The 25,892-nt window shown below is 66.7% G+C and carries 22 protein-coding genes; 7 read left to right on the top strand and 15 right to left on the bottom strand.

Features of this window, described 5'->3' with window-relative positions; translation table 11 throughout:
• Positions 1 to 499: 499 nt before the first annotated feature.
• The 7 genes from ACXN5S_RS07485 to ACXN5S_RS07455 form a co-directional block, all read right to left on the bottom strand.
• Positions 500 to 793 (bottom strand): Dabb family protein, encoded by a 294-nt coding sequence (locus tag ACXN5S_RS07485; RefSeq protein WP_458604781.1) that lies wholly within the window; start codon positions 791 to 793, stop codon positions 500 to 502.
• A gap of 67 nt (positions 794 to 860) precedes the next feature.
• On the bottom strand, positions 861 to 2,321 hold the full coding sequence (locus tag ACXN5S_RS07480; RefSeq protein ID WP_458604780.1) for an aminotransferase class V-fold PLP-dependent enzyme: 1,461 nt from the start codon (positions 2,319 to 2,321) through the stop codon (positions 861 to 863).
• 79 nt (positions 2,322 to 2,400) lie between these two features.
• On the bottom strand, positions 2,401 to 2,874 hold the full coding sequence (locus tag ACXN5S_RS07475; protein WP_458604779.1) for an Lrp/AsnC family transcriptional regulator: 474 nt from the start codon (positions 2,872 to 2,874) through the stop codon (positions 2,401 to 2,403).
• 70 nt (positions 2,875 to 2,944) lie between these two features.
• Positions 2,945 to 4,510 carry an ABC transporter substrate-binding protein gene (locus ACXN5S_RS07470; RefSeq protein WP_458604778.1) on the bottom strand — a complete coding sequence of 522 codons (1,566 nt, stop codon included), beginning with the start codon at positions 4,508 to 4,510 and terminating at the stop codon, positions 2,945 to 2,947.
• 14 nt (positions 4,511 to 4,524) lie between these two features.
• Positions 4,525 to 5,910, bottom strand: a complete 1,386-nt coding sequence (locus tag ACXN5S_RS07465) for an MmgE/PrpD family protein (RefSeq protein WP_458604777.1) — start codon at positions 5,908 to 5,910, stop codon at positions 4,525 to 4,527.
• 1 nt (position 5,911) lies between these two features.
• Positions 5,912 to 6,922: an ABC transporter ATP-binding protein gene (locus ACXN5S_RS07460; protein WP_458604776.1), complete on the bottom strand. Its 1,011-nt coding sequence runs from the start codon at positions 6,920 to 6,922 to the stop codon at positions 5,912 to 5,914.
• Positions 6,915 to 7,892, bottom strand: coding sequence for an ABC transporter ATP-binding protein (locus ACXN5S_RS07455; RefSeq protein ID WP_458604775.1), 978 nt, complete (start codon positions 7,890 to 7,892; stop codon positions 6,915 to 6,917). The genes ACXN5S_RS07460 and ACXN5S_RS07455 overlap by 8 nt, the downstream gene beginning before the upstream one ends.
• Positions 7,893 to 7,959: 67 nt before the next feature.
• Here ACXN5S_RS07455 and ACXN5S_RS07450 point away from each other — a divergent pair, with 67 nt between their 5' ends.
• The 4 genes from ACXN5S_RS07450 to ACXN5S_RS07435 are packed head-to-tail and all read left to right on the top strand — an operon-like array spanning position 7,960 to position 11,792.
• Positions 7,960 to 8,895, top strand: coding sequence for an ABC transporter permease (locus tag ACXN5S_RS07450; protein WP_458604774.1), 936 nt, complete (start codon positions 7,960 to 7,962; stop codon positions 8,893 to 8,895).
• Entirely contained in the window at positions 8,892 to 9,722 is an 831-nt protein-coding gene (locus ACXN5S_RS07445) for an ABC transporter permease (RefSeq protein WP_458604773.1), read from the top strand. Before ACXN5S_RS07450 ends, ACXN5S_RS07445 begins: the two co-directional genes overlap by 4 nt.
• Position 9,723: 1 nt before the next feature.
• Entirely contained in the window at positions 9,724 to 10,974 is a 1,251-nt protein-coding gene (locus ACXN5S_RS07440; RefSeq protein ID WP_458604772.1) for an FAD-dependent oxidoreductase, read from the top strand.
• A complete protein-coding gene (locus tag ACXN5S_RS07435) occupies positions 10,971 to 11,792 on the top strand; it encodes an SDR family NAD(P)-dependent oxidoreductase (protein ID WP_458604771.1) in 822 nt (273 codons plus the stop codon). The genes ACXN5S_RS07440 and ACXN5S_RS07435 overlap by 4 nt, the downstream gene beginning before the upstream one ends.
• A 191-nt stretch (positions 11,793 to 11,983) precedes the next feature.
• On the opposite strand, the gene ACXN5S_RS07430 is transcribed toward ACXN5S_RS07435, so the two are convergent.
• Genes ACXN5S_RS07430 through ACXN5S_RS07400 form a run of 7 tightly spaced genes read right to left on the bottom strand, consistent with a single transcriptional unit; the run spans position 11,984 to position 21,079 of the window.
• Positions 11,984 to 13,186 (bottom strand): MFS transporter, encoded by a 1,203-nt coding sequence (locus ACXN5S_RS07430; protein ID WP_458604770.1) that lies wholly within the window; start codon positions 13,184 to 13,186, stop codon positions 11,984 to 11,986.
• Positions 13,183 to 14,406: an MFS transporter gene (locus ACXN5S_RS07425; RefSeq protein WP_458604769.1), complete on the bottom strand. Its 1,224-nt coding sequence runs from the start codon at positions 14,404 to 14,406 to the stop codon at positions 13,183 to 13,185. The genes ACXN5S_RS07430 and ACXN5S_RS07425 overlap by 4 nt, the downstream gene beginning before the upstream one ends.
• A 13-nt stretch (positions 14,407 to 14,419) precedes the next feature.
• Positions 14,420 to 15,511 (bottom strand): ABC transporter ATP-binding protein, encoded by a 1,092-nt coding sequence (locus tag ACXN5S_RS07420; RefSeq protein ID WP_458604768.1) that lies wholly within the window; start codon positions 15,509 to 15,511, stop codon positions 14,420 to 14,422.
• 13 nt (positions 15,512 to 15,524) lie between these two features.
• Entirely contained in the window at positions 15,525 to 16,868 is a 1,344-nt protein-coding gene (locus ACXN5S_RS07415) for a hypothetical protein (RefSeq protein ID WP_458604767.1), read from the bottom strand.
• 25 nt (positions 16,869 to 16,893) lie between these two features.
• On the bottom strand, positions 16,894 to 18,387 hold the full coding sequence (locus ACXN5S_RS07410; RefSeq protein WP_458604766.1) for a M81 family metallopeptidase: 1,494 nt from the start codon (positions 18,385 to 18,387) through the stop codon (positions 16,894 to 16,896).
• 3 nt (positions 18,388 to 18,390) lie between these two features.
• A complete protein-coding gene (locus ACXN5S_RS07405; RefSeq protein WP_458604765.1) occupies positions 18,391 to 19,905 on the bottom strand; it encodes a M81 family metallopeptidase in 1,515 nt (504 codons plus the stop codon).
• A gap of 10 nt (positions 19,906 to 19,915) precedes the next feature.
• Positions 19,916 to 21,079 (bottom strand): ROK family transcriptional regulator, encoded by a 1,164-nt coding sequence (locus ACXN5S_RS07400; RefSeq protein ID WP_458604797.1) that lies wholly within the window; start codon positions 21,077 to 21,079, stop codon positions 19,916 to 19,918.
• A gap of 361 nt (positions 21,080 to 21,440) precedes the next feature.
• Between ACXN5S_RS07400 and ACXN5S_RS07395 the strand changes: the two genes are divergently transcribed.
• From ACXN5S_RS07395 to ACXN5S_RS07385, 3 genes are all read left to right on the top strand, one after another.
• On the top strand, positions 21,441 to 22,712 hold the full coding sequence (locus ACXN5S_RS07395; RefSeq protein WP_458604764.1) for an ABC transporter substrate-binding protein: 1,272 nt from the start codon (positions 21,441 to 21,443) through the stop codon (positions 22,710 to 22,712).
• 103 nt (positions 22,713 to 22,815) lie between these two features.
• A complete protein-coding gene (locus ACXN5S_RS07390) occupies positions 22,816 to 23,724 on the top strand; it encodes a carbohydrate ABC transporter permease (protein WP_458604763.1) in 909 nt (302 codons plus the stop codon).
• Positions 23,721 to 24,530, top strand: coding sequence for a carbohydrate ABC transporter permease (locus ACXN5S_RS07385; RefSeq protein WP_458604762.1), 810 nt, complete (start codon positions 23,721 to 23,723; stop codon positions 24,528 to 24,530). The genes ACXN5S_RS07390 and ACXN5S_RS07385 overlap by 4 nt, the downstream gene beginning before the upstream one ends.
• 167 nt (positions 24,531 to 24,697) lie before the next feature.
• On the opposite strand, the gene ACXN5S_RS07380 is transcribed toward ACXN5S_RS07385, so the two are convergent.
• Positions 24,698 to 25,879, bottom strand: a complete 1,182-nt coding sequence (locus ACXN5S_RS07380; RefSeq protein WP_458604761.1) for a GDSL-type esterase/lipase family protein — start codon at positions 25,877 to 25,879, stop codon at positions 24,698 to 24,700.
• Positions 25,880 to 25,892: the final 13 nt, after the last annotated feature.

Below are 25,892 nucleotides of genomic sequence, written 5' to 3'. Positions count from 1 at the left end.
CACCTATTCACTCGCTGACGCGCGCAAGGCTCATGAGCGCGCCGCCGCAGGTCACATCCAGGGCAAGATCGTGTTGGCGGTGAATAGGTGGATGTAGATCAGGTCCGATTGGGATCGGCAATCCGAACGGTTTTCGCCGTCTCAATTCGGAGTGTTCAACGGGTCGGTCAGAACTGGCACGGAAATGCGGTGCAATTCTAGAGAGCGGCAGGAAGGTCCCGCTTAACAGAGTTTGCGAACCTGCCAAGGTTCGCAAACGGTGCGAACGGCAGTTTGGCGGGGCTACGCGCTCAGCTGCCTGCATTGCCTCAGGTTAGGTTTGAACGGGACCCGCAGGGCAACCATTACATCTGAGCTGGCGATGGCTAGGTTGAAAAGCGTCAGCTCCCGGGTTTGCTGAGCGATGTCGAGGCGAACCCGTATTGCCTACACGTGTTTCCGGCTCGGGCGGTCGCTTCTGGCCTACAATGCGTCCCCTGTTCCAGGCACGGCGGCCGGGTCAGAAATCCGAGGCGACTCTCATATCTCGGAGGGGACGGACGATGTCGATGGATTTTTGATAGAGCGGGTGGGCCTTGTATTGCTCCAGAGCGGCCCGATCCTTGAATTCTGCATAGACGATGACATCGACCTCGCTCGAAAGCGCGTCGAGGCTGGCGTTTTCGGTCACTTCGAACAGGCTGGAATGCGGGATGTCAGCCAGGATCGACAATCCTTCGATGATGCGCGGGATGTCTTCCTTGTTGGTGGCGCTGAACATCACAACGTGACGGAGGAAACTTCTGTCGGGCATCCGGGTCGCCTTTGCTGAGGGGCTTGAGATTAGGGGCAGGGGGCTGGCGCTTGGTCAGGCCAGGCTGTCAGGCACTGGCCGGCATCGCCAATCTGGGGCTGAACCGCGCCGTCGCGGGGTCGGCAGAGTAGGCGTCTTCCAGGCTGTCGGCCTGGTCCGCCACACTGATCACGGCAGAGAGGATGCGTTCGGCTTCGACCGGGCTATGCATGTAGCTGAGGTTCAGCCGGACCCAGCCCAGCTTTTCGAGTTCTTGGCCCGCAAGGATCGCGGCCCGCATCTCCTGCGAACCCTGCTGGTCCAGATCCAGCAAGTCGTGGGCATAGGGGCCAGCACAGGCGCATCCGCCGCGCGCCTGGATGCCGTAGCAATCGCTCAGCAGCCGCGTCGCGAGCTGGTGGTGCAGCCAGCTGCCGTCGGCCTTGCGGATCCGGAAGGAGAAGACCGGCAGCCGGTTCTGCGCGTCCGGGTTGCCGAGGAGGTCGATGCGGGGGTGATTGCCGAGGCGATCGCGGCCTTGACGGTAGAGCGCATCGTCGCGGCGCAGGATGTCTTCGGTGCCGATGGCGTCCTTCACGATCAGGCAGAGCGCGGCCCGGATATCACCGACGATATTGGGTGTGCCGCCCTCTTCCCGCGCCTCGGGGGAGGGCGCGTAATCGTGCAGCCAGGGCGAGACGAAACGCACCGTGCCGCCACCCGGAGCCGAGGGTTTGGCATTGCGCAAGACCGTGTCGCGAACGACCAGCAGGCCCGATGCGCCCGGTCCGCCCGGGAACTTGTGCGGCGACAGCACCACCGCGTCGATGAGCGCGTCTGGCGCGGGGGACATATCGATCGGCAGGTAGGGCCCGCCGCCGGCGTAATCCCAGATGGCCATGGCGCCGTGGCGTTTGAGGATGCGGGTGACCGGCTCTGGCGGCGTGACGATCCCGGTCACGTTGGAGGCCGCCGAGAAGGCGCCGATCACGAGGTCTGCGCCGGAGGCGGCGGTGAGGGCGGCCTCCAGCTGGTCAAGGTCGACACCGCCGGCCGGGGCCTCGGCGATGGCCTCAACCCAGGCACCGCTTTCCCGCCAGGGCAGGATGTTGGAATGGTGCTCATAGGGGCCGATCAGCACGCGCACGTCGTCACCCGCGCGCACCCGGGCCGCGACGCCGAGCAGGTGGACGATCCGGTTGAGGCCCGCAGTGGCGCCCGAGCCCGAGAAGATCGCGTGGCACGTCTCATCCGCACCGGTTTGGCGCAGAACGACACGCCTTGCCGCCTCGCGCAGGCGCGACATCTGCCGGCCGCAATAAGAGGCTTCGGTATGGCTGTTGGCGTAGTCGGGCAGCACCTCGTGCAGGATGAAATGTTCCACCTGTTCCAGCGCCCGGCCCGAGGCGACCCAATCGGCGTAGACCATTTCCACCTCTCCCCAGGGGCCGGAGTATATCTTCCGGCCCTGGCCGATCAGCCCTGCGCGCAACGCCTCGATGCCGCCGGATCGGATCGTTCTTCGGAAGGCGTCGAAGGGGTCGGTCATCGGTTGGTCCTATAGGCTTGGGCGAATCCGCGCCTTGCCTCATGGGGCAAACAAGACGCGGCGGAGTGCGGATCGCGGTTCAGTCGGGGTCCGAGACGGGCAGGGCCGTCGTCTCGAGTATCTCTTCCATGACGAAGCTCGTGGAGACGTCGGCGAGGTCGATCAGGCTGACAAGCTTTCGGTAGAACCTGTCGTAATCCTCGATCCCTGAGACGCGAACCTTGAGCATGTAATCCAGCTCGCCCGTCATGCGGTAGGCGCTCTGAACGTTGGGCAATTCGGCAATCGCGGCGCGAAACCTGCGCAGCCATTCGGCAGAATGGTCCGAAGTGCGGACCAATACGATGGCGGTGGCGCCAAGCCCGAGAGCCGCCGGATCGACGAGGGCGACCTGCTTGCGGATCGTGCCATTCGCCTCGAGCTGGCGGATGCGGCGCCAGGTGGCGTTCTTGGACAGGCCAAGTATCTCGGCGATATTGTCGATGCTGGTCGTGGCGTCGTTCTGGAGCAGTCGAAGTATCCTGCGGTCGGCATCGTCCAGCTTTCTCTCCACAACCTGTCCTCCATTCTGATGCAACGGGAAGGGGTGGCCCCGCGCGAAGCGGAGCCACCTTGAGACTGCCTTACTTGACGGTCACGTAGCCGGGCCCGAGGAGCATCCAGGGGCTCGAGATGGGCGTCCACTCCAGGCTGTCGCTGATCGCCCAGTTCGACACCGAGCGCCAAAGGATCAGCGCCGGTTGCTCGGTCTCCCAGATTTCGACCATCTCGCGGAAGAGCTCTACCTTCCGCGCGGTGTCGGTCTCGGCGAGGTAGGCCTCACCGGTCTCGACGAAGGCCTCCGGCGGAGTCCAGCTGCGGTCGTTCTCACGCGTGGCGCGGGCCGAATCCGGGCCCCAGAAGCCCCAGATCGCCCGGGTCGGCGTGCCGTCGAAGGTTGTGGTCATCGACATGTTCAGCAGGCCGAACGGGTGCTGAAGCGCCTGCGGCCAGCTGTCGACCACGTTGAGCCGGGCGTTGATGCCCATGGCGTTCCACTGCTCGACGATGAACTCCATCGCCAGGTCGAAGTTCGGATAGGCCCCCCGGACGACGTTCACCTGGAACTCGCCGCCGTCGTAATCCGATTCCTCAAGGTAGGCCTGGGCCGCCTCGGGGTCGTAGCCGATCATGGGCTCGATCTCGGGGTCGTAGAACGCCGGGAAGTCGGGGAAGTTGAACGGCGCCGGCGAGAAGGTCTCGTCGCCCCAGAGCGCCCGGGTCAGCGCGGCGCGGTCGATCGCGGCGGTCATGGCGTAGCGCAGGTTCACGTCGGCCACCGGGTTCGCCGGGTAGCCGTCGATCTCGAGCGTGTTGTAGGCGACCATGATGTAGTTGCCGATCGGGTTCGACAGGTAGGTGATGCCCTCATAGCCCTTGACCGTTTCGACCTCGTCGACCGGGATATCGGACATCATCTGGAAGTCGCCTGCGACCACGCCTGCAATGCGCGCGGAGTATTCCGGCACGGCGCGGAACTCGACCGATTGCAGCGGCGGCTCACCGCCCCAGTACTCGTCGAAGGCCTCCAGCTTGATGTAGCCGGCGGCATCGTACTCGGTGACCATGTAAGGGCCGGTGCCGATCGGGTCCTGGCCGAAGCCCTCGACGCCGACTTCGAGGTAGTAGTCCTTGGGAACGACATAGCCGAGCGGCGTGATGAAGCGCTGCGGCAGATTGGGGTCGTTGATGTCGGTCTTGATCTCGACGGTGGTGTCGTCGATCGCTTCGACCGAGATGATGGAGTCGGTATAGCGCTTGCCGATCGGGACCAGTGAATCCTCGCCGAAGACGCGCTCGGCGCCGATCGAGAAGGCGACATCCTCGGCGGTCATGGTCTCGCCGTTGTGGAACTTCACGCCCTCGCGGATGGTGAAGCGCCAGGTCATGTCGTCGACCTGCTCCCACTCGGTGGCCAGCGCGGGGCGCAGCTCGGCGCCCTCGGGGTCTTCCGCGAAGTTGCGGGTGACGATCTGGTCGAAGATGTTGGGAAGGATGCGCGAGGCATCGGTGGAATTGCCTTCGATGGGCTCCATCGTGCGATAGATGCCGGGCACGGCGACGACAATGTCGGGCCGGTCCTGCGCCATCGCGGGCAGCGCGGCCGAAGCGGCCACGGCCAGCGTCAGCAGGGGTTTCCAGAGTCTCATTCAGGGCTCCTTATTCAAGCGAAGATCTGGTGAATGGATGCCGATCCCGAGCTGTCGGACGCGGCGGTGAGGATATCGGTCAGCCGGGCGGCAGTCTGCGCATCGCAGAGGCCGTCGATCTTGGAGGCCAGGGCTGCGTCGCGTTCGGCGGCGGTCTGGCCATCGTAGGGCGTGGTGCGCTCAGCGGTCAGAGTTCGTCCGTCCGTGGTGGCAAGGCTCATACGGCTGGGGAAGACCCCTTCGGTCACGTGCCGTTGCTGGTAGTCCTCGTCGGCGTGCACCTCGATCCGTGACATGAAGTTGAGAACGCGCGGGTCAGCGATGGCTTCTGCCTCGAAATCGGCGAGCACGCTGCGGCCCCGGCAGAAGGCGCTGGCCACCGCGTATTTCAGCGAGAAGCGCGCCGAGACATGGGTGTTGATCGTGGAGGTCGACAGCGAGGTGGCGCTGGAGGTTTTGACGTAGACATCCACACGCTCGACCTCTTCGGGCGCCAGACCCTCGGCCAGCTCGATGGCGTTGCGGATCGCGCATTGGCAGCCGTAATTCGCCGGGTAGATCTTGAGCGCGTAGCGGTCGAGGTCGATCCCCGCCGGATCGTCCAGCATCAGGCTCTCATCCTCAGACCCGAAGCCGTAGGAGGCCAGCCAGCTGCGCGGCCCGCTGAGCGCCGAGCGCGGCCCCGTCGCGCCGTTGGCGGCGAGCCGGGCGCAGTCGAGCGCGTGGCGGGCGGAGAAGCCGACCGAAAGGTCCTTGTCGACCGAGAACGATCCGGTGTCCGGCGACATCGCGGCAAGCAGGCCCGCGGGCAGGCTGCAGGCGCAGATCGCGGCGGCGTGGGCGGCGATCTCGGTCTCCTCCGACAGGAGCAGCCCGCCGGCGAGGGCAGCGGCGATCGGCGCGGTCAGCGAGGTGGTGCGAAACCCGGGCCGGCCATCGCGGTGGCCCCGGCCCAGGGCGCGGGCCAGAAGCGCATTGGCGGCAAAGGCCACCCGCAGGGCGCGCATCAGCCGGTCGTCGCCGGCATTCTCGCGCAGGCTGTCCAGCGCGACGAGGGCGGGCACGATCACCACGGCCGCATGGCCGTTGTTGCGCCCGTCGATGAAGACCTCCTGAAAATCGAGCGCTTCGGCGGCGCTGCCGTTCAGGAAGGCAGCGGTCAGGGGATCGGTCCGCCTCGTGGTGCCCCAGATTTCGGCGGGGCCCTCCGCCGGCGTGCCTACCATGTCAGAGGCGCAGGCGCCGGTCTGGTTGCGCCGGGCGTAGCTGGCGATGGCTACCGTATCGATCAGCAGCCGCATGAGCTGGCGGGCATCCTCGGCGGGCACGGGCTCGCGCATCATGCCGGCGAACTGCTCGGCGAAGCGCGAGATCGAAACGTAGTCGTCGGCGGTAGTCACCTCAGGCGACCTCCTTCTCATCGGTAATCGGGAAATGGCATGCGGCCTTGTGGCTGGCGCTGCGGCCCGAACCGGGCGTGCTCTCCAGCGGCGGCGAAACGGCGCAAGCCTCGCCCGCCCGCGGGCACCGCGCCCGGAAGGCGCAGCCTTCCGGCGGGGCAGTGTTGGACGGTAGCACCACCGGCTCACCATAGCTGTCGGAGGGGCCGATGCGGCGACCGTCCGGGCTGAGTGACGAACGCAGCAGGAGGCGCGTGTAGGGGTGGGCCGGGCTGTCCATCACCTCTTCGACCGGGCCGCATTCGACGATTTGTCCGAGGTAGAGAACGGCGACGGTGTCGGCGACATATTTGATGACGCCAAGGTCGTGGCTGATGAAGATCATCGACAGGTCGAGTTCGGCCTGCAGCTTCTTGAGCAGGTTCAGGATCGTCGCCTGAACCGAGACGTCGAGGGCACTGACGGATTCGTCGCAGATCAGCAGGCCGGGACGGGTGATGACGGCGCGGCCGATACCAATCCGCTGGGCCTGCCCGCCGGACAGCTCGTGACTGAACCGTGACATGACCTCGCGCCGCAGGCCCACGGTTTCAAGCACCTCGGCGACGCGGTCGGTCATCTCGGCTCGTGACAGCGAGGGCAGGTGGGTGCGCAGCGGCTCGGCCAGGACGTCGAACACCCGCATCTTGGGGTTCAGCGAGGAGAACGGGTCCTGAAACACCATCTGGATGTCTTTGCGCAGCGCGCGGAAGTCGCGCTCGCCCAGACCCGAGATCGTATTGCCCCGCCAGCTCACCTCGCCGGCGCTGACCGGCGCGAGGCCGACAAGGGCGCGTGCAAGCGAGGACTTTCCGCAGCCGGATTCCCCCACGATGCCAAGCGTATGGCCGCGCGGCACGTCGAAGCTCACATCGCGGACGGCCTGCACCGGCGGGCGCGGATTGAACAGGCTGCGCCCGGTGCTGAAGGTCACCGACAGCGAGCGAACGGAGAGGCCGGCTGTCTCAGGCATTGGCCGGCACCTCACCGAGCGGGTAGTGGCAGGCCGCCACGGCACTGCCAACGCGCCTGCTGGCCGGGCGCTCGGCCCGGCAGAGCGGCGCGCTCTGGAAGCAGCGATCGGCGAAAAGGCAGCGGTCTCGCGGTGTCTCGGGCCCGGGCAGGCCGCCCGGTATGCCCTCGAGCATCCGTGACTTCGGGTGCGCGACGTCCGGCGTGCTCTCGATGAGTTGCCGCGTGTAGGGATGGCTGGGCGCTTTGATGAGGCTCTGCACGTCGGAGCGTTCCGCCACACGGCCGGCATACATCACCAGCACCTCGTCGCAGACCGCCGAGACCACGCCGATGTCATGCGAGATCAGAACGATGGAGACGCCGGTGCTCTCGTTCAGGGCGCGCAGGAGCTGCAGGATCTGCAGCTGCACCGTCGCGTCGAGGGCGGTGGTCGGCTCGTCAGCGATCAGAACCTTCGGCTCGGCCATCAGCGCCATGGCGATAACCACGCGCTGCCGCATGCCGCCGGACAGCTCGTGCGGATGGTTGGCGAGAACCCGGTCTGGGTCGGGGATGTGAACCTTGCTCAGCAGATCGCGGGCCCGCTCCATGGCGGCGCTGTGCGAAAGGCCGAGGTGGCGGATGGCGACCTCGCAGAGCTGGGTGCGAATCCTCAGGAACGGGTTCAGCGAGGTCATCGGGTCTTGGAAGACATACGCGATGTCGCGCCCGCGCAGGCGGGCGAGGCGGCGCGGAGGCAGCGACAGGATGTCCTCTCCCTCAAGCAGCGCCCGGCCAGTAACCTGCCCGCGAGATAATCCGGTTACGGCCTTGAAAAGCTGAGACTTCCCCGAGCCGGATTCGCCGACCACACCCAGGACCTGCCCTTGCGCGAGGTCAAGCGAGACATCATCCACCGCCTGGACGAGGGTCCCTTCTGAGCGGAAGGAAACCGAGATGTTCCTGATTTCGAGAATCTGAACGCCCAATCAAAATTTGTACCAAAATCTTCCCCAATTGGATTGTTTTGTCAACCAATCAGGGGCTATTTGAGGTATGAAGTTTCAAAACGTCCTGATTCGACTTTTTCGGATCGTGCTCACGGCATGGGCGGCGGCGACGTTTGTTTTCATCGTTCTTCGGTTGGCGGGCGATCCGGTTGCCGCGCTGATCCCCAGCGACCTTCCACAGGATGTCATCGACAGCTATCGCGAGCGCTACGGCCTCGATCGGTCGCTGGTCGTGCAATACGTGAACTACCTGCTGGCCTTGCTTCAGGGCGATTTCGGCTACTCGTTCCGCACCGGTGACCCGGCGATCAAACTGTTCCTCGACAGGGTCCCGGCGACGCTCATTCTCGCGGGGGCGTCGCTGGTGCTGGCGATCGTGATCGGCGTTATCTCGGGCGTAATCGCGGCGCTGTATCGCAACACCTTTGTTGACCGTTTCTTTATGACCCTGTCGGTCTTCGGCTTTGCCATGCCGAACTTCTTCTTCGGCATCCTGCTCATCCTGTTCTTCACGCTCAATCTGCGGCTGTTGCCCAGCAGCGGCTTCGAGAGCTGGAGCAGCCTGATCATGCCGGCGGTGACGCTCGGCTTCGCGGCCTCTGGCAGCTACGCGCGAATGACGCGCTCGGCGCTGCTGGAGGTGCTGAGCCAGCCCTATATCGAGATGGCCCGCGCCAAGGGCCTTGCGCCCATGCGGGTGCTGGTGGTGCACGCGATGCGGGCGATCACGGTGCCGCTGGTCAGCCTGCTGGGCTTCAGCATCGGCGCGATGCTCGCCGGCGCGGTGGTGACCGAGACGGTCTTTGCCTGGCCCGGGATCGGGCGGCTGCTGGTGGTGTCGGTCACCGAGCGTGACCTCGCCGTGGTGCAGGTCGTGGTGATCTTCTCGGCGCTGGTCATGGCGATCTCGAACACCCTGATCGACCTGGCGCTTGCGGTGCTCGACCCGCGCATCGGCACGGCACGGAGCAACGCGTCATGAAGCTGCCGTCGCTTCGCATCGCCTTTCCAGCGCTCATGCTCGTGCTGATCTTGCTGTTCACCGCGTTCGGCTCGTTCCTGACGCCCTACGACTACTCCACATCCTCGCTGCTCGATCGCAACATGCCGCCCGTCTTCCTTGGCGGGGAGTGGGAGCATCCGCTCGGCACCGACGGGCTGGGGCGCGACTATCTGGAACGGCTGGTGGTGGGCAGCCGGGTGAGCCTTGGCCTTGCCCTCGTCGGCACGGTGATCGGCGCGATCCTCGGCACCGGGCTGGGCCTTCTGGCCGCCCGCGGCAACCGCTTCATCGACGGCCTCGTCATGGCGGCGATCGACTTTCAGGCGGCGGTGCCCTTCATGATCATGGCCCTGTCAGTGCTCGCGGTCTTCGGGTCGACCCTCTCGCTCTTCGTGGTCCTTCTCGGGCTCTACGGATGGGAGACCTACGCGCGGCTGGCGCGGAACAATGCGCTCTCGGCCCATACCCTGCAGTTCGTCGAGGCCGCCCGGGTGACGGGCGTGCGCCCCGGCGTGATCGACCGGCGCCACATCCTGCCGACGATTTCCAACGTCATCATCGTGCAGGCGACGCTGAATTTTCCCCAAACCATCCTGCTCGAAAGCGGGCTGAGCTTTCTCGGCCTCGGGATCCAGCCGCCGATGACCAGCCTCGGCCAGCTCCTCGGCAGCGGCCGCGACAGCCTGGCGCGCGCCTGGTGGATCGCGGTCATGCCGGGAACGCTCATTCTTCTGACGACGCTCTCGATCAGCCTTCTTGGCGATGTGCTGCGCGACAAGCTCGACCCGACGACCAGAAAGGACTGACGTGCCCGACAGTTATGACGTGATCGTCGCAGGCGGCGGATCCGGCGGATTCGGCGCGGCCATCGGGGCCGCCCGCGCCGGGGCCCGGGTGCTCCTGCTCGAAAAGTATGGCTTTCTCGGCGGGGCCGCGACCAACAGCAACGTGCTGGCCTTCTGCGGGCTCTTCGAGAACGGCGGCAAGACAGAGCCGGTGCCGGCGGTGGGCGGCGCAAACGACGTGCTCATGGCCGAGCTGAACGCGCTCGGCATGGATACATCGCCGAAGCTCAACAGCAATACCGGCAACTGGCTGGTCCTGCTGGAGCCCGAGCGTCTCAAGCTTGCCATGGATCGCTGCCTTGCCGAGGCGGGCGTCGATGTTCTGCTGCATGCGCGGACCGGCGGGGTGCAATGTGATGGCTCGGCGGTTCAGAGCATTGCGGTCGAGGCCCACGAAGGCCCGCAGACAATCGCGGCGGGCGCCTTCGTCGATGCCACGGGCGATGGGCATCTGGTTCGGCGCGTCGATACCGGGGCGGGGCACACCGAGGCGAACGCCAGCCGCCAGCCCTACACCGCCCCGCTCCGGATCGGCGGGCTGCCGGAAGGGCTGACGATCGATCGTGCCTCGCTGGCGGAGGCCGTGGCCGATTACAACCGCACCGGCGCCTATCCGATCCACCGGGCCAATGGCGGCTTTTTCGCGCCGATCCCGGGCAGCGACGACATGTGGTGGATGGTCATCGACATCCCTTGCGAAGACGCAACTTCCGCCGAGCTGACAAAGGCAGAGATGTACCTGCGCCGCGCCGCGCATGACTACATCGCGCTCCTGCGCCGCGTGCAGCCCGAGACGGCGAAGGCCGAACTGGTGCAGTCCGGCCCGCAGGTCGGCATCCGCGAAAGCGGCCACGGCGCCGCACAGGAGCGCGTCACCGAGAGCGACTTGCTGAATGGCCGGCTTCGGCCCGACGGCGTCGCGCGCGCGACCTGGCCGATGGAGGATTACGTCCGGCTGGGCAAGGCAAAGTACACCCAGGTTGGCGGTGTCGGCTACGCCCACGTACCGCTCGGTGCGCTGCAGGCGCGCAATGCGTCGAACTTGTACCTCGCAGGCCGCGCCATCGGCGCTGACGCTATGGCCTATGCCTCCGTCCGGGTCATGGGCACCGCCTTTGCCACGGGATTTGCCGCTGGCGTGGCCGCTGCGAATACCGGCGATGCGGCTGGCGAGATCGTCTCGAAAGTATCGAAATTCGGAGGGCTGATATGAGCGCGAACGATAACAGAGCGGAACTGTTCGGCCTTGAAGGCAAGGTCTGTGTGGTGACCGGCGCCGGCGGCGAGATCGGGCAGGGGATCGCCGCGGCTCTCGCCGAGCATGGCGCGCGCGTCGCCCTCACCGACATCAACGCCGCCGCAGTCGAAGCGGTGGCCGACGGGCTGACGAAGGCCGGCGGCACGGTCATGGCGTTGCCCCATGACGTGACCTCGCCCTCCTCATGGCAAGAGGTCTTTGCCGCTGTCACCTCGGCCTGGGGGGCACTGGGCGTGCTGGCCAATGTCGCCGGCGTGATCCCGGCCAAATCCGCAGACCTCGCAACCCTGTCGCTCGAGGAATGGCGGCGCTTTCACGCGGTCAACCTCGACGGCGCCTTCCTCGGCGTTCAGGCCGCCGTCAACGGCATGGCGCCGGGCGGATCGATCATCAACATCGGCTCCATCGTCGGCTACTTTGGTGCCCGCAGCGGCATCGCCTACGGCACCAGCAAGGCCGCGATCCGCGGGTTGTCGATGCAGGCCGCCGCGGCTGTCGTGGCGGACGGGCTCGACCTGCGCATCAACACGCTGCATCCGGGCTACATCCTGACAGATGCCGCCCTGGGCGAGCAGGTCGAAGAGCTGGGATCGCGCGAGGCGGCAGAAGAGGCGTTTGCCTCGCGCAACCCGCGCAACCGCTGTCTCACGCCGGATGCCCTTGTCGGCCCCTTGCTCTTTCTGGCATCGGACGCATCGCGCTACATGAACGGCGCGGAATTGGTGGTCGACGATGGCATGTCGGTGCAGATGCCAGGGCGCGCCTTTGCCTGAAGTTCGATGCGGTTCCTACGCCCCGGCTTGTCTTTGCCGGTGAGGCGGCCCTTCTGCAGTTTTCTGCAGCAGGTATTCCTGATCCCAGCCGCTGAACGCCTCCAGGGCCTCTCTTGAGGGGCGCCGGGACATGCTTTGTCCAGCATCCTGTCGGACTCGTTGTTCAGCTTGTAGGCCAGTCTCCGAGATGCTCACCGCCCGGCCTTGAGCCGGTGCGTCGGCATTTGGCGCAGGGAAAGGAGGCAGAAGCCCGCTGCCGCAAGACCGAGTGCGGCAGCGTAGAGGTACACGCGCGGGCCGATGGCCTCGGCGCCGTAGCCGAAGCCGAGGAGGGCGAGGAAGGCCGTGCCCTGGCGGAGGACCGACAGCAGGCTTTGCGACTGCGCCGCCAGCGCGTCGCCCGACCAGCGGGCGATGAAGGCGACCGCGGCGAGGTAGGAGATGCCGAAGGTGACGCCGTGCAGCATCTGTGCGCCGACCACCAGGGGCAGCGAGGGGTCGAAGGCCAGCAGCGTCCAGCGCAGGGCAACGGCGGCGCTGGCCGCGATCAGGAGCGCGCGGGCCGACAGGCGAGCCATCAACCGCGGAAAGACAGCCATCACGGCCACCTCGCTCGCCCCTGCGATGAACCAGAAGAGGCCGATCTGCCAGCCGGTGAAGCCGGCGTCGGCCCAGAAGAGCGTGCCGAGGGCGTTGAGCGCGAAATGGCTGGCGTTGAGCAGGGCGCTCGCCAGCGCGGGCAGGATGAACCAGGGGCGAAAGAGCTGTCCGAAGCGCTGCGCCTCCAGTCCGCCGGTGGCGCGGGAGGAGGGCAGGGGCGCGCGCGCATCGGCGATGAGGCGGGGCTCGACCTTGAACTCCGGCAGCAAAGCGGCCCCGGCGAAGCGCAGGAGGCCCAGGCCGATGAGCAGGGGCACGAAGACACCGATGCCCCAGAACCCGTAGGACCAGCTCGCCGCCACCGTGACGGACATGTGCCCGATCGTCGCCCAGAGGCGGATATGGCTGAAGCTGCCGCCCCTCAGCTTGACGTAGCGCACCGAGGCGGCATCCGAGATCGGCACCATCAGGTTCACGGGCGACAGAACCAGCACCCAGACGAGCGCCAGCGCCAGCCAGCTCTCTGCGGCGGGCAGCAACATGGGGGCGAGGAAGCCGAGCCCGGTGCCGCAGAGGATCGTCAGCTTCCACCGCTGCGCCCGGTCGGCCAGTCGCCCGATGACGAGGTTGATCGTCAGCATCACCGCCAGGGGCAGGGCGTTGACCTGGGCGATCTGGCTCTCGGTCAGCCCCTTGCCGTCGAGGTAGATGGCCAGCAGCGGCGTCGCCACCGCGCTGACGGTCATCAGCGAGAAGTAATAGCCCGAGAGGCGGGCATAGGGTGGGATCGTCACGCCCTGTCCTGCCGCCGGGCACGCCAGAGCAGCAGACCGGCAACCACGCAGCCCGCCGCGATAGCGAGGAAGGGCGTCCGGTAGGTGCCGAGGAGCGGCACGAGCAGCGAGAAGAGCACCGTGGAGGTGACGACGCCGATGAAGGTGCCGGCCAGAAGGGTGGCGGTGGCGGCGCTGGCATGCTCGGGCGGGGCGCAGCGGTCGGCCTCGGCGATCATCACGCCGGACCAGCCGCTGGAGAGCAGGCCGATGCCGGTGAGCAGCGGCAGGAGCAGCCACAGGGGCGGATGGCTGAGCGCCAGGGCTACCGTCAGCGCCGCCAGCACGGTGGCGATGCCGATCAGCACCGCCAGCCCGTCGCGCAGCCAGTCGGCCAGCCCGCCCATCCCGACCCGCCCGAAGATGCCCGCGCCCTGCACCAGCGAGAGCGAGGCGCCGGCGGCGATGGCCGGCATGCCGAAATCGGTGACGAGGAGGAGGACGAGAAAGGTCGAGACGCAGAGCTGCGCCGCCGCAAGCAGCACGCCCGCGCCGAAGATGGGCTTGAAGCGGGGCATGGCGAAGCAGCGGATGAGATCGGAGAGGGGCGCGCGCAGCACCGGGTGTTCCGGGCGGCGGTCGCCATCCCAGAGCCGGCGCACGGGGCCGAGGAGGAGAGCGAGCGCGAGACATCCCACGGCCGGAACCGTCAGCGCGACCTGCCAGCCGACGAACTGGCAGAGCGCGGCGGTGCAGATGCCGCCCAGCATCCCGCCGAAGGGCACGCCGCCCTGCTTGATGGAGAAAAGTAGGTTCCGGCGTGCTGGCGGCGTGAAGAGCCGCAGCAGATGGCTCGCCGCCGGGTTGGGCAGCCCGTAGGCGAGGCCCATCAGCACGAGACCCGGCACCAGCAGCCAGACGGCCCCCGCGGCAACGCAGAGCGCCCCCAGCCCCATGGCGCCGAGCGCCATCTGCGAGGTGCGCGCCCCGCCGAAGCGGCGCACCACGTTGGCGGAGACGAGCGAGGCGAAGACGGCGACGAAGTAGATGCCGGAGATCTGGAAGCCCACGATCCAGGGCGGCAGCCCGAGTGCGGGGGCGTAGTAGACGCTGGCCACCGGCAGCGACAGCAGCACGTAGGAGATCGCCGCCTGCACCGCCGTCGTCAGCGACACGACGGTGACAGGCCGCTGTTCCCAGCGCAGACCGGGCTGCTTGGGCGGAAGGTCCGCGATGTTCATCGGCTCTGCCTGCCTAGTAGACCACCAGGTCGGACTTCGGGTCGATCAGATGCGCCTTGGCCATGTCGAAGCGGAACTCCACCTCGCTGCCCGTCGCGGGCTCGTCCTCGGGCCCGAAGCGGGCGCAGCACTTGGCGCCGCCGATCTCGGCATAGATGAGTGTCTCGATGCCCATCGGCTCGATCACCTGCACGCGGCCCGGCACCGATGCGCCGGGGCCGTCATGGCTGACCTGCTCGGGGCGGATGCCGAGCACCATCTTGCGGCCATCATGCTTCATCCACGCATCGGCCTTCTCGTCGGCGATGGGCAGGCGGTGGCCGCCTTGCTCGAGGATCAGCGCCGGGCCGGTATCGGTGCGGGCGACCCGCACGTCGATGAAGTTCATGCTCGGCGCGCCGATGAAGCCGGCGACGAAGCGGGTGGCGGGCCGCTTGTAGAGCTCCTGCGGCGGGCCGACCTGCTGGATGACGCCGGCATTCATCACGACGACGCGGTCGGCCATGGTCATGGCCTCGATCTGGTCGTGCGTCACGTAGACCGTCGTCGTCGGCACCAGCTGGTGCAGGCGCTTGATCTCGGTGCGCATCTGGCCACGGAGCTGGGCGTCGAGGTTCGACAAGGGCTCGTCGAAGAGGAAGACCTGCGGGTTGCGCACGATGGCGCGCCCCATGGCCACCCGTTGCCGCTGCCCGCCCGAGAGCGCGCGGGGCTTGCGGGGCAGCAGAGCCTCGATCTCGAGGATGCGCGCCGCCTCGTCCACCGCCTTGCGGATCTCGGCCTTCGGCATCTTGCGCTGCTTGAGGCCGAAGGCGATGTTCTCCTCCACGCTCATATGCGGGTAGAGCGCGTAGTTCTGGAAGACCATCGCGATGTCCCGGTTGCCGGGCGCGATGTCGTTGACCTTCCGCTCGCCGATCCTCAGCGCGCCGTCGGTGATGTCCTCCAGCCCCGCGACCATGCGCAGGGTGGTGGACTTGCCGCAGCCGGAGGGGCCGACGAAGACCATGAACTCGTTGTCGCGGATCTCCAGATCGATGCCTTTGACGGCCTCGAAGCCGTTGTCGTAGCGCTTGGTGAGCTTGTCGAAGGTAACGGTTGCCATGGGGCAGGTCTCCTCAGGCGGTGATCAGCTTGTCCGGCGCCATCCAGAACGGGGCCAGGCAGAGCGGCGTGTTGGAAAGGGGAAGGATCGACGGCTTGAGCGCGACGCCGATCTGGTCGGCGAGGAACGCGCGGCGTGCCTCGATGCGGGCCCAGACCTCGGGGTGCTTCGCGGCGATCTCCCCGCGGAGGGTGTCGTCGGCGAAGACGACGGCGTCTTCGCAATTGAGCGCCTGTCCGGCCTTTTGCGGCACCGGGATCACGTCGACCTGGAAGGGCATGCCGGAGACGATGGCTTCGGTGGAGCCGGGGCGGATCGGGGAATGCGCCCATTCGTCGTAGGAGACGAGGTGGCCGGGGTTCAGCGCAGACTTCATGCCCGTGCCGTCGAAGGCGCCCGCGACGGCGTCGAACATGTCGCCGCCCGTCACGCCGATCTCGGCCGTCTCGTACCAGGTGCGCAGGACGCCAAAGTAATCCTTGCAGACCTTGAGGAAGGCCTCGTCCACCTCATCCGTGAGAATGCCCGCGCGGGAGGAGAGGCCGCCCCAGTAGCCGATGCCGCAGGTCACGCCATCGCCTTTCTGCATCAGGCGCCCAGAGGGGCTGGCGAGGCCGACGACACCGCCGCCGGGCGCGGCGCCGGAGGTCATCACGTGGCAGGAGAGCGGCTCGCCGGCATAGGCCATCAGGCTCGCCGCCTCCATCTCCGACATGCCGGGCCGGGTGCCCGAGACGATGCGCCACGCGGCATCGGAGGCGCGGGCGGCGCCCCATTCGAAGGTCGCGATCTGGTCGGCATCGACGATCGAGCGCTGGCCGGTGGCCGGGTGCATCAGCACCCGCGTCGCATCGGTGAGCCCGTCGCGTCCGGCGACCTTCGCCAGCGCGCGCACGTGGCTCTCGGGCAGCAGGAAACCCTCGCCCTCCGCGGCTTCGAGGTATTTCCAGCCGACAAGCCCGATGCTGTCGCCGCTTTTCACGCCGATCTCGGCCAGCACCTCGGCGAGGTTCGGCGCCGTGTCGCGCCATTGCGCCATCAGCGAGAGCGACTGGGAGAGGACCGTCTCCAGCCCGTCCAGACCGGCGCGCGGCGCGTAATCCAAGCTCTCGTTGCCGAGAAGGAGGATACGGCGGCCCTTGCCGAGGAGCAGCACGCCCTCTTCGAAGCGCGGCTCGATGCCGGCAAGGTGCAGCATGTTCGCCGAATGCTCGCGGTCGGCATAGACGTAGAGCCAGTCGGTGCCGGCGGCGGCCAGCGCGGCATCGCAGCGGGCGGCATAGGTGGCCGAAGGGATCGCCGGCACGGCCAGCGGCGTGCCGAAGGCGGGGATCTCGATGGAACGGTAGTCGGGCATGTGATGGTCTTTCTTGCGAGAAGGGTCAGGCCGGCAGGAGGCCGCTCTCGGCGGTCCACTCCATGTCGGGGTCGAAGGGATAGGCGGGGCGGTTGATGCGCGTGTAGCTCAGGCGCGTCAGATCGAGGTTCGACGTGCCGTCCGACATCAGCATGATGTGGCGGGGCGTCTCGTGCATCAAAAGCGGGTGCAGATAGCCGAGCTTGAAGACGATGGCCTTCCAGTCGGCGAGGGCGAGGCCCATGGCGGCAAGATGCGCCGGCGAGATGATCGCCGTGCGGTGCTTGTGGAACGTCGCCGTCACCTCGCCGAAGCGGATCACGGCCCATGGGCCGGTATCGGATTCGGCCGCGTAGCCGGCGCCGGCCACCATCGTCTCGCCCGTCGCGATGACGTCCCCGGTGCAGATCGTCGCCGTCGTCTCGCGGGAGACATGCTCGGCGCCCAGCGTCACCTCGATCGTCGCGCCGGGGCCGGCCGCCGCGGCCGCCGCCTGCACTTGGGGGGCAGCGATGCCGGGCACGAGGAGGCGCGACGCCTCGGGCAGCGCCAGCGCCTCCTGCAGCACGAAGGTCAGGTCGCCGAAGGCGCCGGCGGTCACGTTGTCTCCGCTGTCGGAGAGGAAGACGGGCTCTTCGGGCGAGGCCATGGCAGCCGCCAGACCCTCACGCACCTCCAGCGCCTCGGAGCTGAGGCCAAATTCCTCGTGACGCGACCAGATGAGCTGCGCCAGCTCCAGCGCCATGCGCTCGGCCTCGGCGCGGTCGCTTTCATGGATGACGATGGCGTTCATGCCGATCCACGGCCGGTCGTTCCACGCGAAGCCCACGAAGATGCTGGATTCCAGCACGCCCGGCCGGGCGTCGATCTCGTCCAGTGCGGCAAAGCAGCTGCGTGCCGGCTCGACATCCGTCACGCAGCGCTCGCCCGGCAGGAAGAGGGGGATGCGCACCACGGCCATCCTGGGGCTCAGCCCGTCGCGCAGGATGCGCATGAGCTGCTCCGCCGCCGCGCGCCCGGTGCGCACATCGTCGCGGTGGGGCGCGGTGCGGAAGGCGGAGAGGCCGTTCAGCAGCTTCGCCTGCTCGTCGGTAAGCTGGCCGTGATGATCCATCCCGGCGGTCATCGGCACATCGGGGCCGACGACCTCGCGCACGGCGCGCAAGAGCACGGTGTCCCCGTTGGTGTCATACTCGGCGATCTCGCAGGCGCCGTGGTTGGCCATGCAGATGCCGTCGAAGGGGCCCTGCGCCTTCAGCCCCTCCACGATTTCGGCGACGAAGCCCTCGAAGAGGTCCTTCGGAAACGCCCCGGCGGCGCCGCAGCGGACATGCAGGAGGGGGACGATCTCGACATCCGCCTCCTCGCGCAGCCGCTCAACGATCCCGCGCATGGTGAAGACGTCATCGCCCAGCACCTCGGCGCCGCGCGAGATGACGAGCGTGTCATCCGTCAGCGGCACGGGAGAGTTGAGCATGGCTTCGTGGACGATGCCGAAAACGGCGATGCGGATGGTCATATCTCAGCCCTCGCTGACGAAGAGGTTGTCTTCCGGCACCCAGGTGGCGCCCTTGTCCATCGGCCAGGCGGGGCGGTCGATCTGCACCCAGTCCAGTGCGTCGTAATCCATGTTCCCGGCGCCTTCGCTGACGAGCAGGATGAAGCGGGCGGCGATGTCCTCCAGAGCCGGCAGGAGGTAGCCGAACTTGGCGACGTAGGTCTTGTGCTCGGTCGGGTGGATGCCGAGCGCCTCGTAGTGCTGGGGGCTGGCGATGTAGATGCGCACCGCGTGGAAGGTGGCGATGACATTGCCGATCCGCACCCGCGCCCAGGCCCCGACGGAACGGCGGGGCGCCATGCTGTTGGGGTCGAGCGTGGTGAGCTCGATGGCGTCGCCAAGCGCTTCGACCCTCGCCGTCACCTCCTTCACCTGCACGGGCGCCGACTTGTGGTGCGCGCCGAGCGGCAGGACCACCTCGGCGCCTTCGCCGGCCTCCTGGCAGAGCCTGAGCAGCTCGGGCGCGAAGAGGCCCGTCACCACCACATCGTCGAGCCCCGGATGGTCGATGACCTTCTGGAGCAGGAACGTCAGGTCGCCCCCTGCGCCGGCGGAGACATTGTCGCCGCTGTCGGTGAGGTAGAGGGGCCGCTCCGGCGCTGCCGCTGCGACTTCCAGCCCTTCGTCGACGTCGTAATGCTCCATCTCGAAGGTGAACGCGGCCCGGCTCTCCCAGATCTTCCGGGCCCATTCGATGGCCTTGCGCTTCGCCAGCTCGGCATCGCCGTCGGTCACCACGACGGCCTGGGTCTTCACCCAGGGGCGGTCGTTCCAGCCGAAGCCGAGCATCATGGTGGATTCGATGACGCCCGGGTCCTTGTCGATCTCCCAGGCCTCGCCGAAGAGCGATTTCGCCGGCTCATATTGTGTCATCGCCTTCTCGCCGGGGATGTGCATCGGCAATTGCACCATGGCGCGCACGGGCCGGTGCTTGCCGCGGATCACGTCGAGCAGCTGACCGGTGCAGCGGTAGCCTGTTTCGAACTGGTCGCGGTGCGGGGCGGTGCGCAGGCCCGAGATGGCCTGCAGCTCGGCCAGCATCTCGGGGGTGATCTGGCCGTGATGGTCGAAAGCGTCGCCCAGCGGGACATCGGGGCCGACCGCCTCGCGCACGGCGAGAATGAAATCGGTGTCGCCATGCCGATCGAACCCGTCGACCTCCATGGCGCCATGGTTGCCGATCATGACGCCGTCGAAGGGGCCGTGCTCTTTCAGCAGATCCACCGTCTCGGCCTTGATCTCCTCGTAGAACGCAGGCTCGAGGCTGCCGCCGGAGAGGGCGCGCGCGAAGATCAGGGGCACGATCTCGACCTCGGGGTCTTCACGCAGGCGCGCCACGATGCCGGGGATCACCCGGTAACTGGAGACATCCAGCACCGCCTCGCCGCGGTCGACGAAGACGGTCTCGCGCGTCGTCAGGTAGGGCGAGCGCGTCATGGCTTCGTGCACGAAGCCGACGATGGCGATGCGGAGGGTCATCTCTGTCCTTTCAGGCGGGGGCCAGCGGGGCCTTGCCCCGGGCCGCGTTGGTCACGCCATCGAGCGCGACGGCGACGCCGCCGAGCGGCGTCTCGCTGGTGTTGCGCGTGGTGGTGAGCTGGATGGTGTCGCGGAAGGGCTCGAGCAGGTTGCGCTCCATCGCCTCTTTCGCGCCCTCCAGGATGAAATCGGCCCCGCGCGCGAAGGTACCGCCGAAGACGATCTCGGGCACGTCGAGCATGTGCAGCATGTTGGCGAGCCCGAAGCCGAGATAGCGGCCCGTCTCGTTGAGATGCGCGATCACCGCCTCGTCGCCCCGGCGCGCGGCGGCGAGCATCTCGGGCATGTCGGCGAAGGTGAGGCCCGTTTCGGCGGCGCGGGCGAGGATGTTGGGGTCGGCCGTGTAGGCCGAGATGCAGCCCTTGTTGCCACAGCGGCACTGCCGCCCGTCGGGCACGATCTTGGTGTGGCCGATCTCGTTGGCGAAGCCGTGGTAGCCGCGGTGCAGGTTGCCATCGACGAGCAGGCCGCCGCCCACGCCGATGCCGCTTTCGATGTAGAAGAAGTCCCCCGCGCCGAAGCTGCGGGCGAACAGGTGCTCGGCCAGCGCGGCGCCGGCGGAGTTGTTCTCGACGAAGACCGGCATCGGCAGTTCGGCCCGCAGCGACTGGCCGATCTCCACCCCGCGCAGCACCAGGTTGGGCGAGACGAGAAGGGTGCCCTCGCGGCCCACCACGCCGGGCACGCAGACGCCCACGGCGCGGACGTCCGAAACACTGCTGCCGACGGACATGCTGACGGCCTGGATGGCGTTCATCACCTGCGCGGGCAGCTGGGCCATATCGTCCGGCATCGGCATCACCAGCGTCGTGATCGGCTTGCCATCGAGCGTGGCGCCCACGTAGCGCACTTCATGCGGACGAGGATGCACGCCGATGAGCAGGCCGCCGGTGGGGGAGAGCTCGTAGCCTTCGGCGGGGCGTCCGCGCTGGCCCTTCTTGCTCTCGCCGGCCACCCGCCGAATCAACCCGGCCGCCTCGAACCCCTGCAGAACCGACGAGACGGTTGAGCGCTCGGCCCCCGTCATCTCCCTGATTTCCTTCTGCATTATGCCCGGATTCGTCCGGATCGCGTGAAAGACGCGCAAGGCATGGGTGGGGCGAAGGAGGTTCATCGGCATTGGGTGTTCTTATTTTTCCTTTGTCTGGAAAAATTATGTTTCAGGATCGCGGAGCGGTCAACCGCGTCTGATGCTCCCAAGGTAAAGAAGGCGGGTCGAAGGGTGATTCGATGGAGGTATGCTGAAGGATCGTGCGGCGAGCGCCCTGATCGGACCAAAAAATTCCCTTATATACAGTATTATAATGTGCCCTCTGGGCCCGGTTGTATTGCGTAAATTTTAGACGCCGCTGCGAGTGACCTGTCCTTCCCGCGCTCACCGGCCTTGACAGCTCGCCCATTGCTGGCGTCTCTTTTGTCCAAGACGTGGAAAAATAGTTCCCGCCAAATCCAGCACAACCTGTGAGGATGAGACCATGAAATTTACCAATCGGATCAGCGCGATAGCGCTTGCTGCTGCATTGCCGGCGGCTGCCTCGGCTCAGGATGCCGAGATTTGGCACTACCTGACGGCAGGCGGCGAGCTCGATGCGATGGTCGCGCTGACGGAGGTCGCCAACGAGCAGCACCCCGACACGCCCATCGCACAGGTGACGGTGCCCGGTGGCCCCGCGGGCCTGCGCCAGCAGGTGCAGGTCGCCGTGCTAGGCGGTGACCCGCCGGCGCTCTACCAGACGTCACTTGGCCGCGAGCTGCTGGAAGTCTCGCTCACCGGTCGCCTGCAGCCGGTCACCGACATCTGGAACGAGCTCGGTGGGGATGACATCTATCCCGAGGCGCTGAAGGCCGTGACCATGTTCAATGGCGAGGTCTGGGCCCTGCCGGTCAACATCGGGATCATCACGAACGTCTATTACAACACGGCGATCTTCGAGGAATACGGCCTTGAGCCGCCGACAACCTATGACGAGTGGCTGACGATCTGCGAGACCGTCGAAGCCAACGGCATCGCCTGTCTCGGCAACGGGCAGGGCTATGCCTGGTCGCTCTACAACTTCTACGGCTCGCTCCTCGCCACGCTGGGCGGCGAGGGCTTCTATGGCGTTGCCGAGGGCACGCTCGATCTCAGCTCCGACGAGTTCAAGCAGGCGCTCGAGCACTACCGCACCCATTACGGCGAGCATTACATGCCGAACTGGACGGGCGGGCAGTGGACAGCCGGTGCCGATGCGCTCGCCGCCGGTGACGTGGCGATGTACCATGTCGGCGACTGGGGCTCGGCCTATCTGCAGGGCCTCGGCATGGAGCCGGGTGTAGATTTCGACTATTTCCCCGCCCCCGTCGGCTTCAACGCCACCGTCCTTCAGCCCGATGGCATCGCGATGCCGGCCGGTATCTCGGAGGAGGCGCAGGCCGCCGCCGAGAACTTCCTGCGCGCTGTCGGCAGCGCCGAAGGGCAGGTGGCCTTTAACTCCAACAAGGGCTCGCTCGCGGCGATGTCGGAAACCCCGACCGACTTCTACGACCCGCTGCAGGCCCGCACGTTCGAGCGGATGAATGAGGAGGGCGCCCAGACCTTCCCGAACCTGCTGACGCTTCTTCCCGCCTCCATCTCGCAGGATTTCGGTTCGGCCATCGAGCGCTTCGCCGATGAGCCGACCGAGGAGATGGTGGAAGAGACCTCCGAGCGCTTGGAAGCGCTGCGCCAGCAGGGCCTGTCGGAAGACGGCTTCCAGACCTGGCATTGACCGGGTGCTGACAGGGCAGGGGGCGCTTGGCCCCCTGCCTGCAAGGAAATGGCGCGGCGGGGTCTCCGCCGCGCCGCGATGACGACCAGAAGAAAGGCCCGGCATGCCGCTCCGCTTAGCTCATGACCATAGACGCAGGACGCGGCTCACCTACGCCGCCTTCCTCGCCCTGCCGGTCATCCTGTTCTCGGCCGTCTACATCTACCCGCTGCTCTATTCCGTCGCGATGTCCTTCCACTCCTGGGACGGCATGTCGCCGAGTTGGACATGGGTCGGCTTTCGAAACTACATCTCGCTCACCGGCGACGAGCGGTTCTGGGTGGCGCTCGGCAACAACTTCCGCTGGCTGATCTTCGAGCTCGTCGTGCCGACCGCGCTCGGCCTCGCGCTCGCCCTTCTGCTCAACGAGCGGCTGCGCGGTGCGAGCATCTACAAGACACTGATCTTCCTGCCCTTCACCATGACGCCCATCGCCGTCGCCGCCTTCTGGCGCTGGATCTACGACCCGTCGAAGGGTGTGGCGGAAGATGTGCTCTCGGCCATCGGCCTTGGCGCGCTGCAGCAGAACTGGCTGGGCGACCCGGATCTCGTGACCTATTCGATCATGTTCTCGTCGCTCTGGTGGAAGACGGGCTTCTCCTTCCTCCTCTATTTTGCCGGCCTCCGCGCCGTGCCGCATGAGTATATCGAGGCGGCCCGCATCGACGGCGCCAGCGCCTGGACGATCTTCTGGCGCATCACCTTCCCCATGCTCTTTCCCACGACCATCGTCGTGCTCGGCATCTCGGGGATCGACGCGATGCGCGTCTTCGACCTCGTGCAGGGGATGACGCAGGGCGGCCCCTACAACTCGTCGCATGTGCTGGCGACGCTCATGTATGACGTCAGCTTCCAGCGCTTCCAGATGGGCCTCGGCGCCGCCATCGCCGTCTGCCTCATGCTCGTCGCGATGATCGTCGTGCTTCCCTACATCATCTACATGTCCGGCCGGATCGAGGATGTTCGCGAATGACCAGACAAAACGACATCTGGCGCCATGGTTTTCTGCTCGTGGCCGCCGTCTTCTTCATGGGCCCGCTGCTCGTGGCCATCTTCGCCTCGTTCAAGACGACCGAAGAGATGCTGACGCCGCTGGCGCTGCCCAACACATTCTACCTCGGCAATTACCGCGAGGCCTTCGCCGACCTCTGGCGCCCGCTGATAAACTCGGTGCTCATCACGGTGCCCGCCGTGGCGCTCTCCATCCTCGTCGGCTGCCTGGCGGCCTTCCCGCTCAGCCAGATGGGGACGAAGTCGGGCCGGTGGGTCTATATCTTCCTGCTTCTGGGCATGTTCATCCCCTTCCAGATCATCCAGATCCCGATCTTCTTCATCGTGCGCGCGCTCGGGCTATACGACACGATCTACGGGCTCTGGGTGGTGCATCTCGCGCTCGGCATCCCGTTCTGCACGTTCTTCATGCGCAACTACTTCGCCACCGTGCCCCGGACGATGTGGGAGGCCGCGCAGATCGACGGCTGCGGCGCGACCGGGTACTTCTTCAAGATCCTGATGCCGGCCTCCATCTCGGGCATCGCGGCGCTCGCCATCGTGCAGAGCCGCGGCGTCTGGAACGACCTTCTCTTCGCCCTCACCCTCACCCGCTCGCCCGACGCCTCGCCGGTGACGCGGGAGCTTTACGGCATGGTCGGCGCGTTCCAGATCGAGGAGGGGCCGCTCATGGCCTCCGCCATCGTCTCGACCCTGCCGATGGTGCTGGTGTTCCTGTTGTTCCAGAAGGCCTTCACGCGCGGGCTGCTTGGCGGCAGCTCGAAATAAGGCGGCATGAGTTGTCGCGCTGCCCTACCGGTCATCATTTATGATGCCACGCAGCTGTCCTAATGCCGGCAAGCATTCGATGCCGTGCGCGGCCCGTAATCCGGTTCTGTGAAGCCGCAGCAGTGAAAGGCTGGCGCACGGCCCCAATTGGGCCGCGTTGCTCCCGCTTAGCCGCGCGCGTTCACCATTGGCACCATTTGCTGAAGGTTCCGCGCAAACCGGGTCCCGATCAGGCGGTGGGTTTCGGCATCCGGGTGCAGGCGATCCGGCAGCGGCAGGCGGGCGTGGTCCGGCGCTCCGTAAAGCTCCAGGCCGTCCAGGTAAAAGATGTTGGCGTCTTCTCCCGCCCGTTGTTTGACGATGGCCTTCAGCTGCTCGCGGATGATGGTCAGGGTGAGCTTGCCTGCGCGTGTGTCCTCGGGATTGCCGAGAGCGACGAACTTCGTCTCGCCCTTGGCCAGGGCTTCGAGGTCGAACATGCCGGGGCCGGGCGTCGTTTCATGGATCGGGCAGAATATGGGAGAGATGACCAGGAGCGGCGCGTCCGGGTGTCCGTCTCTGATCGTATCTAGAAACCCGTGCACCGCCGGGCCAAAGGCGCGAAGCCGCATCAGGTCGGCGTTGACGAGATTGATGCCGAGCTTGACGCTGATGATGTCGGCTGGCTGATCTCTGATCGCCCGGGCCGTGAAGGGGTCGAGAAGGGCGCTGCCCCCAAATCCCATGTTCATCAGATCGAGGCCGGCCGAGGCCGCGGCGATCGCCGGCCAGATCCCGGTGGGCGAGGCGGCGTTCGAACCATGGCTGATCGAGCTGCCGTGGTGAACCCATCTCGGCCCGGCCGAGCCTGCCCGCGGGGTGATGGGCGCATTCGCCCTCAGCGCCCCGAGTTCGGTGATCTCGTTATGCGGCAACCAGAGTTCGACATGTTTGTCCTTGGCCGGCAATTCGTCGAACCGAATGGTCTGCACACCGGCGGCGTCGCGCTCCGTGGTTCCGGTTGCCATGTCGAGGCGCAAGACGGTGGCGTCCTTGGCGGATTGCTGGCGGCACAGGCGACCGTCGATACAAAGATCATAGACGCCCGCAGGCCGGGCCGGAACGCCGACAATCTCTCGCCGGGTGGTCATGACGTCGAGTTCGACGGTGGTCGCTGCGGTTTCGAAGACCAGTCGGACACCTGACGCTTCTGCTTCTGCCGATGCGAGCTGCGGATCATCGCATTGCGCTTGCGCCCTGGCGGGAAGCCTGTGGGGGAGCCACCCGAATTCGGTCTGCTCAAGTTGGGCAAAGCCGTGGAGCAGCGAAGGATCGACTCGCGGCGACGTGGTTGGGTCGAAGGTGGTCATCTTTCTGTTGCTT

This window comes from Pseudoroseicyclus sp. H15, assembly GCF_054353345.1.
This window is presented reverse-complemented; position numbering and strand designations above follow the sequence as displayed.